This window comes from Rhodococcus oxybenzonivorans (assembly GCF_003130705.1).
GTDB lineage: Bacteria > Actinomycetota > Actinomycetes > Mycobacteriales > Mycobacteriaceae > Rhodococcus_F > Rhodococcus_F oxybenzonivorans.
In genome coordinates this window covers 3,923,646-3,937,292 of sequence record NZ_CP021354.1, presented here as the reverse complement: position 1 = coordinate 3,937,292, position 13,647 = coordinate 3,923,646, and the positions used below count along the sequence as shown (strand labels likewise).

Here is a 13,647-nt window from a genome sequence, read left to right as displayed (position 1 = left end):
TGGCTGTCGGCCCGACCGGTTAATCTTCGGACGTGACTGAATCGACCGAAGCCCCGACACCGGCCCCCGGCGACGTACGGGAGCGGTGGAACGAACTGGCCGAGGAAGTGCGGCAGCATCAGTTCCGCTACTACGTCCGCGACGCGCCCGTCATTTCCGACGGTGAGTTCGATGCGCTGCTCGGACAGTTGAACGACCTCGAGAACCAATACCCGGACCTGCGCACCCCCGACTCGCCGACCCAGCTCGTCGGCGGCGGCTTCGCGACGGATTTCACCTCCGTCGACCACCTCGAGCGCATGCTCAGTCTCGACAACGTGTTCGCCACAGACGAGTTGCGCACCTGGATCAGCCGGGTGGAACAGGAGGCGGGCGCCGATCTGCCCTACCTCTGCGAGGTGAAGATCGACGGCGTCGCACTCAACCTCGTGTACGAGAACGGCCGACTCGTGCGCGCAGCCACTCGCGGTGACGGGCGCACGGGCGAGGACGTCACACTCAACGCACGCACGATCGACGACATTCCGGAAAGACTCACCGGCACAGACGAATACCCGGTTCCCGCCTTGCTCGAGGTGCGCGGCGAGGTGTTCTTCCGGCTCGAGGATTTCGCGGCTCTCAACGCCGCGCTCGTCGACGAAGGCAAGGCGCCCTTCGCGAATCCCCGCAACTCCGCAGCCGGCTCGCTGCGGCAGAAGAATCCCGCGGTCACTGCCCGGCGCCGTCTCGGAATGATCTGTCACGGTTTCGGCCGGATCGAAGGGTTCGAGCCCGTCTCGCAGTACGACGCCTACACGGCGCTGGCCGCGTGGGGTCTGCCCGTCTCCTCACACACCTCCCGTGTCGTGGGCGCCGACGCGGTGGTGGCGAAGGTCCAGTACTGGGGTGAACACCGGCACGACGTCGAGCACGAAATCGACGGACTGGTGGTGAAGGTCGACGAGATGTTGCTGCAACGCCGGCTCGGTTCCACCTCGCGAGCCCCGCGGTGGGCGATCGCGTACAAATACCCGCCCGAGGAAGCCACCACCAAGCTCCTCGACATCCGGGTCAATGTGGGGCGGACGGGACGGGTTACACCTTTCGCCTACATGGAACCGGTCACCGTCGCCGGTTCCACCGTGTCTCTCGCCACCCTGCACAACGGCTCCGAGGTCAAGCGCAAGGGTGTCCTGATCGGTGACACCGTGGTAATCCGCAAGGCTGGTGACGTCATCCCAGAGGTTCTGGGCCCCGTCGTCGACGTGCGTACTGGCGACGAGCACGAGTTCGTCATGCCGACGCACTGCCCCGAGTGCGGCACCCTCCTGGCCCCGGCCAAGGAGGGGGATGCCGACATCCGCTGCCCCAATCAGCGCTACTGTCCCGCGCAGCTCCGCGAGCGGGTCTTCCACGTCGCGGGCCGCGGCGCGTTCGACATCGAGGTGCTCGGTTACGAGGCCGCGACGGGGCTGCTCGAGGCCGGGGCGATCGAGGACGAGGGTGACCTGTTCTCGATCACGGAGGACGATCTCCTGAAGACGTCGATTTTCCGAACCAAGGCGGGGGCTCTCTCCGCCAACGGCCGGCGGCTCCTCGACAACCTCGACTCCGCGAAGGACAAACCGCTGTGGCGGGTGCTCGTGGCGTTGTCGATTCGTCATGTGGGACCCACGGCTGCCCGTGCGCTTGCCGGCGAGTTCGGTTCGCTCGATCGGATCCGCCAGAGTTCTGTCGAGGAGTTGGCGGCAGTGGACGGCGTGGGCGGCACCATCGCCGCCGCGGTCGCGGAATGGTTCGGAGTCGACTGGCATCTGCAGATCGTCGAGAAGTGGGCGGCGGCCGGGGTGCGCATGGAAGATGAACGTGACGAATCGATCCCGCGCAACCTCGAAGGCTTGTCGATCGTGGTGACCGGATCACTCGAGACGTTCTCGCGTGATCAGGCCAAGGAAGCCATCCTCGTCCGAGGCGGCAAGGCCGCGGGTTCGGTGTCGAAGAAGACGGCCTATGTGGTGGTCGGGGAATCACCGGGCTCGAAGCATGACAAGGCCGTCGAACTCGGTGTTGCTGTTCTCGACGAGGACGGATTCCGGCGACTGCTCGAAGGTGGGCCGGAGGCTGTGGCCGATTCGGAGATGTGACCGGTTCCTCACTCCCGTTTTTTGGGCACCGTGAGGTGTACTGCCATAGTTCTGGACATGATCGAAATACGGGATGTGACCCCGGACGAGTACGAGGTCGTCGGCGACCTGACGGTGATCGCGTACGTCGGCGGCGGATTCGTCGAAGCGCACGATCCGTACACCGAACGCCTGCGCGATACGGCCGGACGTGTGGAGAAGGCGGATGTCCGGGTTGCCGTCATCGACGGCCGGGTCGTCGGCTCCGTCACGATCGCGGATCCGACGTCGCCCTACGCGGATGTGGCACAGCCGGGCGAACTCGAGTTCCGCATGCTCGCGGTGTCGCCGGACGCGCGCGGCTCCGGCGTCGGTTCGGCGTTGGTGCGGCACGTACTGGACACCGCCTACGACCGGGGCGACCGCGCCGTTGTGATGTCGACGCAGCCGTCGATGGAAGCTGCCCGGCGCATCTACGACCGCAACGGATTTGTTCCTGTGGCCGAACGGAATTGGCATCCGGTACCCGGCGTGGAGTTGACCGTCCTGGTCCGCGAACTGGTGTGAGGCAGGCCGCGGGTCAGGCCCTCAGCCCAGCACGGTTGCGATGATGCCGGCCAGATATCCCAGCCGCGCGACTTCCGAAGGGCGGAACTCCGGACCCCCGGGCCGGCCCAGCATCAGCACGCGGCCGGTGGCGCCGAGTGGGGCCGCGGCCAGGGTGGTGTTCATATCGCGCCACACCCGCGGTACCCAGTCACCCTCACCGTCCAGCGCCGTCGGCTTCTCGAGGGGCATCCACGGGATGTCCGTGGCATGGGTTTCCGGAGCTCCGGAACTGCCGACCACGCGGTAAGCGCCCCGCGGTCCCAGGTCCGCGACCACGGACCAGCCGACGCGCAGCACCCGCGGAGCGCCGTCGACCAGGACCTGCAGACGGTCGTCCGCCGCGGTGGCCACCTGATCGATCAACTCGAGTTCGCGGTGGGTGTCGAGTATTCCGGCGTAGGGACGAATGGAATCGATGGTGACGTCGGGGAGGGCCTCGGCGGCGGTGATCAGGGTGTCGGGGAGGGACCCCGGCTCGACATCGACCACGAGGTCGTCGATGGCGAATCCTGCACCCCGCTCCACAACGTCGAGCGACAGAATGTCAGCGCCCACCGAACCGAGGGCGACGGCGAGCGAGCCGAGGCTACCTGGTCGGTCGGGGAGCTGGACGCGAAGCAGATACGACACGTGCGTCCCTTTCACCACGAGATAAACGCGGGAGTGCTACCTGCGACCCCCGTCACGACCATCCTTGCACTTTCGGTTCCGAGTATGCGGTCCCCCCTCCGCCTTCGGGGACCGGCTGCGCGGGAGTTGCTGGTCGCGCTCGATTAGTTGACACCCCCGATACCGAATCGCCTCATTCGCGAAACATGTCGACTCGAAACCTGGGCCCGTCACCACCACACCGGTCGTGGTCTTCGTGGTTCCCCACCCTTCCCGACCGTCGGGAAGCGGCGCTGGCTGCACGGCTGATCCGGCCACGCTCTAGGCTGGGAAGGACATTGTGTACGTCCGACCTGAAAGGGGCCCCGCGGTGCCTGCCATCTCCCGTGACGAGGTCGCGCACCTCGCGCGGCTGTCTCGACTCGCCCTGACCGACGCCGAACTCGACGAGTTCGCGGGTCAGCTGGACTCGATTCTCAGCCACGTGAAGGTGGTCACCGAGGTTCCCGCAGAAGACGTCCAGCCGATGGCGAACCCGAACGCGGTCACCAACGTGACCCGTCCGGATGTGATCGTTCCCGGGCTCACCCCGGAGCAGGCGCTGTCCGGCGCGCCCGCTGTCGAACAGGATCGCTTCGCCGTCCCGCAGATTCTCGGAGAGGGCGAATGAGCGCCGAACTGACCACACTCGACGCGGCAGAACTGGCGTCGAAGATTCACAGCCGTGAGGTGTCGTCCGTCGAGGTCACCCAGGCACATCTCGACCGCATCGCGGAGGTCGACGGCGGACTCGGAGCCTTCCTGCACGTTGCGGGGGAGCAGGCCCTCGTTTCGGCGAAGGAGGTGGACGGCGCACTCACGGCCGGTGAGGCTCCTGTTTCGCCGTTGGCGGGAGTTCCGTTGGCGCTCAAAGACATCTTCACGACCACCGACATGCCCACCACGTGTGCCTCGAAGGTCCTCGAGAACTGGGTGGCCCCCTACGACGCGACTCTCACGAGCAAGCTCCGCGCCGCCGGAATCCCGATCCTCGGCAAGACCAACCTCGACGAGTTCGCCATGGGCTCGTCCACCGAGAACTCCGCGTACGGCCCCACCCGCAACCCGTGGGACACAACACGCGTCCCGGGTGGCTCGGGTGGCGGCAGCGCCGCGGCGCTCGCATCCCGGCAGGCTCCGCTCGCGATCGGTACCGACACCGGTGGATCGATCCGTCAGCCCGCCGCCCTCACCGCGACGGTGGGCACCAAGCCGACCTACGGCACGGTGTCCCGTTTCGGCCTGGTCGCCTGTGCGTCGTCGCTGGACCAGGGTGGGCCCTGTGGTCGCACAGTTCTCGACACCGCCCTGCTGCACGAGGTGATCGCCGGGCACGATCCGCGCGACTCCACCTCCATCGATGCGCCGGTCCGCCCGGTGGTCGCCGCGGCGCGGGAGGGCGCGGGCGGCAACCTGCGGGGTGTGAAGGTCGGCGTAGTCAAGGAACTGCACTCCGACAGCTACCAGCCCGGCGTCCTGTCCTCGTTCGACGCTGCCGTGGCACAGCTCACCGAACTGGGTGCCGAGGTCGTCGAAGTGTCGTGTCCCAACTTCGAATACGCGCTCGCGGCGTACTACCTGATCCTCCCGAGTGAGGTGTCCTCCAATCTCGCCCGGTTCGATGCCATGCGTTACGGACTGCGGATCGACGAGGGTGACATGAGCGCGGATCAGGTGATGGCAGCTACCCGTGCCGCGGGCTTCGGCCCGGAGGTCAAGCGTCGCATCATGATCGGTACCTACGCACTCTCGGCGGGGTACTACGACGCGTACTACGGCCAGGCGCTCAAGGTCCGGACTCTCATCTCCCGCGACTTCGACAGGGCCTATGAGAAGGTCGATGTCCTCGTGTCGCCCACCAGTCCGTTCACGGCCTGGAAGCTGGGGGAGAAGGTCGGCGATCCACTCGCGATGTATCTGTCGGACCTGTGCACCCTGCCTACCAATCTCGCGGGCCACTGCGCCATGTCCGTTCCGTCCGGGCTGTCGGCGGACGACGGTCTCCCGGTCGGGTTGCAGATCATGGCGCCGGCGCTGGCCGACGAGCGGCTCTACCGGGTGGGTGCGGCGTTCGAAGCTGCTCGTGGTCCCCTCGAATCACCGAGTGAGGTCGCAGTCGGGTAGGGTGGTGCCCTGTTCCTTCCCGTAGCGATGCCCATGCCCGGCGGGGAAATTCAGCGCCGACAGCAGGTCGACGCTCGCCTGGAGGAACGTCAGGCCGGGAATCCACTGTGGGACAGGAGCATCGGCCACGGCCCGTGACAGATCGGGCCGGCGCAGGATCAGGTCGGGTGACCACCACACGACGGGATCGGACGTGTTGGCCAGAACCGTTGCGCCGTCGGTCATCACGGACCCGGCGGGCGGTCCGGCCCACAGCGCCCCGCATGCTCGCCGACCGAGATCTGCCGCGTCGGCGAATTGCGCGCTCCCGCCGACGGATCCGAGGCTCTGACCGTAGACGTAGAGAGCGGGACGGATCGCATCGGGTAGTGCCGTGATGCGATCGGCGACCGCATCGAACAAGGCTGCCGCCGATTCGTCGGCCGCCGAACGGCCGAAGACGAAGGTGATCCAACTCGGTGCGTAGGAATATTGGAGCCCGACTATCGCGACGTCGTCGTCGAAGCGGTCCTCGAATCCTTCCGCCGCGTTCTCGTCGATCCAGCCGGAGCCGGTGGGGACGGTGACGACGATGGCCGAGCGGGCGAATCCACCGGCCCTCTCGAGTTCCGAGACTGCCAGCGCCGCACGGGACTTCACGTCCGGTGCCGAGTTCATCCCGACGTAGGTGCGGATACTCCCGGACTGTTCACCGGCCGCCACGAAGCGACGTCCCTGCCGCCCGAGCGACTCCCAGCTGACGACGGACTCGGAGCTCCCCGCTCGTGCGGCGGACATTGGACGCTGCAGCGAGACGTCGACCACGTCATTGGAATCGCTGTAGGAACGCGACATCATCTCCCATACCGCGGGCCCGGCGACCAGTTGCAGACCGGTCGCGAGAACGACGGCCGTCGTAGCACTGCCGATCCAGCCGAGACGGTGGGCCACCGAGGAGACGGTCGCACCGGCGACGACCACGACCACGAAGGTCGTTACGGCTCCGAGGAGCACCTGCATCCAGTGGCCCGGGCCGACGCTGCTCATCCCCATCACCTGTCGGAGGGAGTCCTGCCAGTGATCGGCCGCGACCATCGCCCAGGTGGTGGTGACCATCGCGCCGAGCAAGGCGAGGAGTCGAACGGATTCCCGTGGTACCCGGGAGCCGGAGGAGCGGGTGAGCACCTGTCGCAGCCGACGAGCGAGGACGAGCATCCCGAGCCCCGTCGCAGCGAGGACCCCGGTGAACAGGGCCTGCGTCAGGGCGCTTCGAGGGAGCAATGACGGTGTGAGAGAGGCGAGTACGCAGAGAGTGACGACGATCGTGGAGGACGCCCGAGGAAGTGCCGACACCGGAATCGTCGTGGCGAGGGCCCGGCGCAGCGCAGATGCCGGTACCGGGCTGCCGTAGTCCCCGGGAGGTCGGGTGCTCAAAACGATGGTCGTGCTCATGCGACGGCTCCCTCGGGTTCCGGACGGCGGCGGAGGGACCAGACGGCGCCCGCGAGAAGCGTCACACCGAGACCGCCTGCGAGCCCGTACTTGACTCCGGACTCCGCGACGGGCGCGGAATATCCCTGGCGCCAGCTGTTTCCCGTGACGGCAGTGGCCGCGATGTTCGCCATGACGGAGCAGGATGCGCGGGCCCGTTCGTCGACGCGCGTGTCACAGGCCGCGTGCATGCGTCGATCGAGCTGTGCGTCCAGGCTCTGTCGGGCCCACGGCTCGAGGTCGTTCCCGGACCGGGAGGCGTAACGGAGGAGGTCGTATCCGAGGTCGTGGGCCTTGCACGACGCAACGAATTCGACCGGCAGCGGAACCGGGGACGAGCAGTCGCCGTCCGGGTCGGCGAGCATTCCCTCGACGCGCTGGGGTGTGTACCCCATGACGGATTCGAAGTCCTCGGGGATGGACGCTTCGCCGAACTCCTCGGCGGAGGTGAGCGTGCGTACCGCGTCCGATGCGGCGGTGTTCTCCGCCCGGGGTGTGCCCGCGGTCCCGGTGCCGGAAAACCCGGTTGTGGTCAGAAGTGCCGTTGCGGCACAGGCCACCGCTGCCCACGTAGTTCTCCGTGTCCCCGTCGTTCGCATGAGGACGACGGTATGAACAAGCGTTACGCAGCCACATCACACCGGAGTCCGGTTCGATTCCTGGCTTCGGAGGACCAGTCGGCTGAAATCTCATACCTCGGTACTAGAAGTACCTCGGCCCGCGGAGTGAGGACGCGCTGCGAAGGCAGCTCCTACGCTCGACGTGTGGACAAGAAGACGCGAATCCGGAGCGTTGCTCGAGGTCAGTGGCTCAACGTGGCAATTGTCTCGGTCACAGCGATTCTTTTCGCTGTCGCGTGGCCGACACTGCAATTGACGCACCAGGTCAGCCCACCGATTCAGCCGTTCGTTGCGGCGCTCGCAGCGTTCCCCTTCGTTCTGATCCGCGCCAACCCTGCACTCGGGTGGGCTGTCTCTGCAGTGTCGGCTCTGGTCATTCCGCGAGTCTTCGGACTGCAGGAGGGTTACGACTATCCCTGGCAGGTAGTCCATATCCTGGTGATCCTCGCACTCCTGGCGGCTGTGAGTATGCGGGCGGCGATTCCCGTGGTCGGTGTCGCGTGGATCTCGACGGTGCTCCTCTTCCTCGCCGACACTCCCGGCACCAACGGCCGCGGCTGGGCCGTCGGGCTCACGGCGATCGTCGTCTTCGGCCTGCTGATCCGCTGGCTCGTGCTCTCCCGCAGGCAACTCGCCCGGCAGGAGGAGTTGAGCGAGCTCGAACGCACCCGTCGCACGATTCTCGAGGAGAAGGCGCGCATCGCCCGCGACCTGCATGACGTTGTCGCACATCACATGTCGATGGTCGTCGTGCAGGCGCAGAGCGCTCCCTACCGCATCGCGAACGTGTCGGCCGAGACCCGCGCGGAATTCGAGTCGATCGGCGCCGCCGGGCGCGCCGCACTGAACGAGGTGCGCGGACTGCTCGGCGTCTTGCGGAGCGACGGCCAGCTCGCCGAGCACGCCCCGCAGCCGGGGGTGGACCAGATCGGAGAGTTGCTCGAGGGCAGTCGGCGGGCCGGGATTCCGGTCACCTGGACTGTGTCCGGTGATCAGACACTCGTGTCCGAGTCGGTCGGATTGGTGATGTATCGCATCCTGCAGGAGTCACTGGCCAATACCGCGCGGCACGCATCGGGTGCGGCGGTCGAGGTGAAGATCACGTACCAATCTCCGATCGTGTCGCTTGCCGTGGTCAACGGTCCGGCGAAACGGAGTCTCGCATCCGCGCTGACCAGGCACGAATCCACCGGAGGCAACGGAATCATCGGCATGCGCGAGCGTGCGCAGGCCGTCGGGGGAGTGCTCACCACCCGGATGCACGACAACGGTGGATTCGAGGTGCACGCCGAGTTTGCGGCCGCGTCAGCCTAGGCTGACGGGCGTGGCCATCACCGTGTTCATCGCAGACGATCAAGCCATGGTCCGTCAGGGCTTCGGCGCCCTCCTCTCCTCACAGCCCGACATCAGCGTGATCGGCGACGCACCGGACGGGGCGGTGGCGGTGACCGAGGTCAAACGTCTGCGTCCCGACGTGGTGCTCATGGATGTCCGGATGCCGGAGATGAACGGCCTCGATGCGGCGCGCCTGATCCTGTCGGCCGGATTCGACCCCCCGGTGCGTGTGCTGATGCTCACCACCTTCGACGTCGACGACTATGTCTACGAAGCACTCAGCATCGGAGCCAGCGGTTTCATGCTCAAAGATGCGCCCGCCGAAGAACTGGTTCGTGCGGTCCGCGTCGTCGCCGATGGGGAGGCACTTCTGGCGCCGACCGTCACCAGGCGTCTCATCGCCGACGTGACCAGCCGCCGCAGCACTACCCGTCGTAAACCCGCTGCGCTGTCGGCGCTGACCCCGCGCGAGCGGGAGGTTCTCGAACTCATCGCCCGCGGGATGTCCAACACCGAGATAGCCGATCGCCTGTTCGTCGCCGAGCAGACCGTCAAGACGCACGTCGGAAAGGTGCTGTCCAAGCTCGATCTCCGCGACCGCGCACAGGCCGTGGTACTCGCCTACGAGAGTGGCCTCGTCACACCGGGCTGAAAAAGAACCCGGCGGTCCGAGGTGCTCTCACGGCGCCGGAGCGGCAAGATGGATAAGGAGAACCACCATCACCACACGAGATGCCGTCCCTCCGGGGCGCGGCGCCGCAACGGGAGAACGAGGGGTGCTTGGATGCGGATCGGGATCCTGACCGGCGGCGGCGACTGCCCCGGACTCAATGCGGTGATCAGGGCGGTGGTGCGCACTGCCGACGGTCGGTACCGCAGCTCGGTGGTCGGATTCCGGGACGGGTGGCGCGGCCTGCTCGAGGATCGCAAGGTTCCGTTGTCCAACGACGACCGGATCGACCGCATCCTCACCCGCGGCGGCACGATCCTCGGAACGGCCCGGGTGAACCCGGACAAATTGAAAGCCGGACTGGACCAGATCCGGCAGACCCTCGACGACAACGGGATCGACGCCCTCATTCCGATCGGAGGTGAGGGAACGCTCACTGCCGCAGGATGGTTGGCAGAAAGCGGTGTCCCGGTCATCGGGGTTCCGAAGACCATCGACAACGACATCGACTGCACCGACGTGACGTTCGGCTTCGACACCGCGCTGTCCATCGCGACGGATGCGATCGACCGGTTGCACACCACGGCAGAGTCGCACCAACGGGTCATGCTGGTGGAGGTGATGGGCAGACACGCCGGCTGGATCGCGCTGCACTCGGGTCTGGCGACGGGCGCTCACCTCACCCTCGTTCCCGAGGTGCCGTTCGACGTCGCTGAGGTGTGCGACATGGTGAAGAAGCGGTTCCAGCGGGGCGACTCCCACTTCATCTGTGTCGTCGCCGAGGGTGCGGCACCCACCCCCGAGTCGATGACGCTGCGCGAAGGCGGCATCGACGAGTTCGGGCACAAACGATTCACCGGTGTCGCGCAGCAGCTCGGCGCCGAGATCGAGCGCCGCATCGGCAAGGAAGTACGGACAACGGTTCTCGGGCACGTGCAGCGGGGCGGCACTCCCACCCCGTACGACCGGGTACTCGCCACCCGCTTCGGGGTGCACGCCACGGACGCGGTCCACCGCGGAGACTTCGGGCAGATGGTCGCCCTGCATGGCACGTCGATCGAATTGGTGGCGCTCACCGACGCCACCCGTCACCTCAAGACCGTGCCGCGCGAGCGGTACGACGAGGCAGCCGCCTTTTTCGGCTGACCGCGTTTTTCGGCACACGAGCAGGCGCATAAACTCTTCTGCATGACTGCTGTCGACGCGCCGGCCCTCCTCGACTACGACGATGTGCTCGCCAAGTACGAGCCTGTTCTCGGCATGGAGGTGCACGTAGAGCTCGGCACCAACACCAAGATGTTCTGCCCGTGTCCCACCGAGTTCGGTGCGGAGCCGAACACGCAGGTATGCCCGGTGTGCCTGGGCCTGCCGGGGTCGTTGCCGGTGGTCAACGAGGCGGCGGTGGAGTCCGCGATCCGGATCGGTCTGGCGCTGAACTGCTCGATCACGCCGTGGGGCCGTTTCGCGCGGAAGAACTATTTCTACCCGGACCAGCCGAAGAACTATCAGATCTCGCAATACGACGAGCCGATCGCCACCGACGGTTACCTCGACGTCGTTCTCGACGACGGCACCACCTGGCGCGTCGAGATCGAGCGTGCACACATGGAAGAGGACACGGGGAAGTCGCTGCACGTCGGTGGCGCGACCGGCCGTATCCACGGAGCAAGCCACTCGCTGCTCGACTACAACAGGGCGGGCGTGCCGCTGGTCGAGATCGTGACCAAGACCATCAGCGGTGCCGGTGCGCGAGCGCCCGAGGTGGCCCGCGCCTACGTCACCGCTCTGCGTGATCTGCTGAAGTCGCTGAAGGTGTCGGACGTGCGCATGGACCAGGGCTCGATGCGCTGCGACTCCAACGTGTCGCTGATGCCGGTCGGTGCTACCGAACTGGGAACCCGGACCGAGACGAAGAACGTCAACTCCCTCAAGAGCGTCGAGGTGGCGGTCCGGTACGAGATGCGCCGTCAGGCCGCCGTGCTGGAGTCGGGGGGTGCGGTGATCCAGGAAACACGCCACTTCCAGGAGGCGGACGGCACCACCTCGCCGGGCAGGCGCAAGGAGACCGCCGAGGACTACCGCTATTTCCCGGAACCCGACCTCGAGCCCGTAGCTCCCAGCGCCGAATGGATCGAGGAACTCCGCGGCACACTGCCGGAGTTGCCGTGGGTCCGTCGGGCCCGGATCCAGGCCGACTGGGGTGTTTCCGACGAGGTGATGCGCGACCTCGTGAACGCAGGTGCCCTCGACCTCGTGATCGCCACGGCCGAGGCCGGAGCCTCCCCGGAAGCCGCACGGTCGTGGTGGGTGTCGTACCTCGCCCAGCAGGCCAACACCCGCGGCGTGGAGTTGACGGCCCTGCCGATCACCCCGGCGCAGGTGGCCGAGGTGGTCGCGCTCATCGACAACGGCACACTGAACAACAAGGTGGCGCGCCAGGTGGTCGACCGCGTCCTCGACGGCGAGGGCGACCCCAAGCAGGTTGTCGCAAACCATCCGGAATTCGTGGTCGAGCGGGACGACACCAAGCTGAAGGCGGCCGTCGACGAGGCCTTGGCAGCCAACCCTGATATCGCCGACAAGATTCGCGGCGGAAAGGTGGCCGCTGCAGGCAAGATCGTCGGCGACGTGATGAAGGCGACGCGGGGTCAGGCAGATCCCGCACGCGTCAAGGAACTCGTCATCGAGGCGTGCAGCTAGACCCTTACTGTTGCGCTGGTCTCCGCGGGCGAGTCAGCCACACCCCGCCGGTGCACGAACGGGACGTTCGTTCGGTTCAACCGAACGAACGTCCCGTTCGTGCATGTGTGCAGGGGTGCACGCGGGGCGGAGCGGAGCCGATCAGTCGAACCCGCCGCCGCCTGAGGGCAACGGCATCTTGATCACACGGTCGTCGTTGGGGCCGGGCTGACCGGCTGTCTTGTTCACCGTACTGACCCAGATCAGCCCGTCCGGCCCGAGGGCGGCCCCACCGAGCTGGCCGTACCGGTCCTGGACGATGACGCCCGGGGCAGTGGTGACCGCTCCGGTGCTTGGGTCGGCGGCGAGCGCCGACATCGCCTTGGCCGTGCTCAGCGACACCGCGACGACATCCTGCGCGGCCACGCAGCCGCCCACTCCGGGGCGCTCCGGCCACGTCCACACCGGGGAGGACACGGCACCGTCGGCACTCACGCGCTGCAGGCGATCCTCGAGGGGGGTGCGGTCGGTGACCCAGACCGCCACACCGGGGTCGACGCACACCCCACCGGCGGTCCCGATGCCGGACAGGACGACCTGCGGGCGAGGCTGTGCGGGGGTCGGGGCGGGTGTCAGCGCGGTCACCTTCAACAGCTTGCCCGCGAGAGAGGCGGGATCGGACGCGGCGGCCGGGTTGCCGGCGTTTCCGGTGAGCACCATGAGGTCGTCGCCGGAGAATTCGAGTGAACCGGCATTGCCGACATTCCCCCGTGGTATCCCGCCGAGCACTTCCTTGGCCGTATCGCCCGGTGCCACGCGCACCACCCGGTTGTCGGTGGGAGTCGAGATGTAGGCGTAGATCAAGTTGTCCTCGACGAAGCTCGGTGACAGGGCGATATCGAGAAGTCCGCCGTCGGAACTGGCGTCGACGTCGATGTGCGCTATCTCTCTGGGCTGGCGGCCCTGCGCGACCTCGAGGATGCGTCCGGTGCGTCGTTCTGCGACCAGCGCGGTGGCTGCGTCGGGAAGGACGACGAGCCCGCCCGTGGTGTCGAGACAGGTGGCGATCACACTGGGGTCCGGATCCTGGCACGGTCCGAGCGGCCCGCTGGGCGGTGGGGGTGTGGTGGTGGACGGAGGCGGACTCTCGGGCTCTACCTCGGCACCCGACGCCTCGGAAGGTTCGGGGCTGAACGGTGAGGACGCCGAATCGTCGAACTTCGCACAGCCTGCTGCGAGCAACGCGGTGACACACAGCACGGACACCATCCATGTCGATCTGCCGGTCGTCCTGCGGCTCAGCCCACCCACCATCATGAGTGAAACGTTACGGAAGGGTGCGGCGTCACCGCCACGCCGCACCTGCTTCCCCGCGATGTTCCCTGCGCCG

12 protein-coding genes are annotated in these 13,647 nt (G+C 67.0%); 8 read left to right on the top strand and 4 right to left on the bottom strand.

Annotated features, from left to right (window positions below; genetic code table 11):
• Positions 1-32: 32 nt before the first annotated feature.
• Both ligA and CBI38_RS18520 read left to right on the top strand, forming a co-directional pair.
• Entirely contained in the window at positions 33-2,123 is a 2,091-nt protein-coding gene (gene ligA / locus CBI38_RS18525) for an NAD-dependent DNA ligase LigA (protein ID WP_109331064.1), read from the top strand.
• A gap of 57 nt (positions 2,124-2,180) precedes the next feature.
• On the top strand, positions 2,181-2,669 hold the full coding sequence (locus CBI38_RS18520) for a GNAT family N-acetyltransferase (protein WP_109331063.1): 489 nt from the start codon (positions 2,181-2,183) through the stop codon (positions 2,667-2,669).
• A gap of 21 nt (positions 2,670-2,690) precedes the next feature.
• Here CBI38_RS18520 and CBI38_RS18515 read toward each other — a convergent pair whose 3' ends face one another.
• Complete coding sequence (locus tag CBI38_RS18515; protein ID WP_109335189.1) at positions 2,691-3,341, bottom strand: ACT domain-containing protein; 651 nt, start codon at positions 3,339-3,341, stop codon at positions 2,691-2,693.
• Between the two features lie 349 nt (positions 3,342-3,690).
• Here CBI38_RS18515 and gatC point away from each other — a divergent pair, with 349 nt between their 5' ends.
• The gene (gene gatC / locus CBI38_RS18510) at positions 3,691-3,990 is read left to right on the top strand and encodes an Asp-tRNA(Asn)/Glu-tRNA(Gln) amidotransferase subunit GatC (protein WP_109331061.1); all 300 of its coding nucleotides are present in this window, start codon (positions 3,691-3,693) and stop codon (positions 3,988-3,990) included.
• Positions 3,987-5,483, top strand: coding sequence for an Asp-tRNA(Asn)/Glu-tRNA(Gln) amidotransferase subunit GatA (gene gatA, locus CBI38_RS18505; protein ID WP_109331059.1), 1,497 nt, complete (start codon positions 3,987-3,989; stop codon positions 5,481-5,483). The genes gatC and gatA overlap by 4 nt, the downstream gene beginning before the upstream one ends.
• Here the strand turns inward: gatA and CBI38_RS18500 are convergent.
• Positions 5,457-6,914, bottom strand: a complete 1,458-nt coding sequence (locus tag CBI38_RS18500) for an alpha/beta-hydrolase family protein (protein ID WP_109331058.1) — start codon at positions 6,912-6,914, stop codon at positions 5,457-5,459. The two genes, gatA and CBI38_RS18500, sit on opposite strands and share 27 nt — an antisense overlap.
• Positions 6,911-7,552 (bottom strand): hypothetical protein, encoded by a 642-nt coding sequence (locus CBI38_RS18495; RefSeq protein WP_109331057.1) that lies wholly within the window; start codon positions 7,550-7,552, stop codon positions 6,911-6,913. The genes CBI38_RS18500 and CBI38_RS18495 overlap by 4 nt, the downstream gene beginning before the upstream one ends.
• A gap of 165 nt (positions 7,553-7,717) precedes the next feature.
• Between CBI38_RS18495 and CBI38_RS18490 the strand changes: the two genes are divergently transcribed.
• From CBI38_RS18490 to gatB, 4 genes are all read left to right on the top strand, one after another.
• Positions 7,718-8,887 (top strand): sensor histidine kinase, encoded by a 1,170-nt coding sequence (locus CBI38_RS18490; protein ID WP_109331055.1) that lies wholly within the window; start codon positions 7,718-7,720, stop codon positions 8,885-8,887.
• Between the two features lie 10 nt (positions 8,888-8,897).
• Positions 8,898-9,560 (top strand): response regulator, encoded by a 663-nt coding sequence (locus CBI38_RS18485; RefSeq protein ID WP_109331053.1) that lies wholly within the window; start codon positions 8,898-8,900, stop codon positions 9,558-9,560.
• Between the two features lie 132 nt (positions 9,561-9,692).
• Positions 9,693-10,724: an ATP-dependent 6-phosphofructokinase gene (locus CBI38_RS18480; RefSeq protein WP_109331051.1), complete on the top strand. Its 1,032-nt coding sequence runs from the start codon at positions 9,693-9,695 to the stop codon at positions 10,722-10,724.
• 42 nt (positions 10,725-10,766) lie between these two features.
• Positions 10,767-12,278 carry an Asp-tRNA(Asn)/Glu-tRNA(Gln) amidotransferase subunit GatB gene (gene gatB / locus CBI38_RS18475; RefSeq protein ID WP_109331049.1) on the top strand — a complete coding sequence of 504 codons (1,512 nt, stop codon included), beginning with the start codon at positions 10,767-10,769 and terminating at the stop codon, positions 12,276-12,278.
• 141 nt (positions 12,279-12,419) lie between these two features.
• Here gatB and CBI38_RS18470 read toward each other — a convergent pair whose 3' ends face one another.
• Entirely contained in the window at positions 12,420-13,574 is a 1,155-nt protein-coding gene (locus CBI38_RS18470) for a PQQ-dependent sugar dehydrogenase (protein ID WP_109331047.1), read from the bottom strand.
• Positions 13,575-13,647 lie beyond the last annotated feature (73 nt).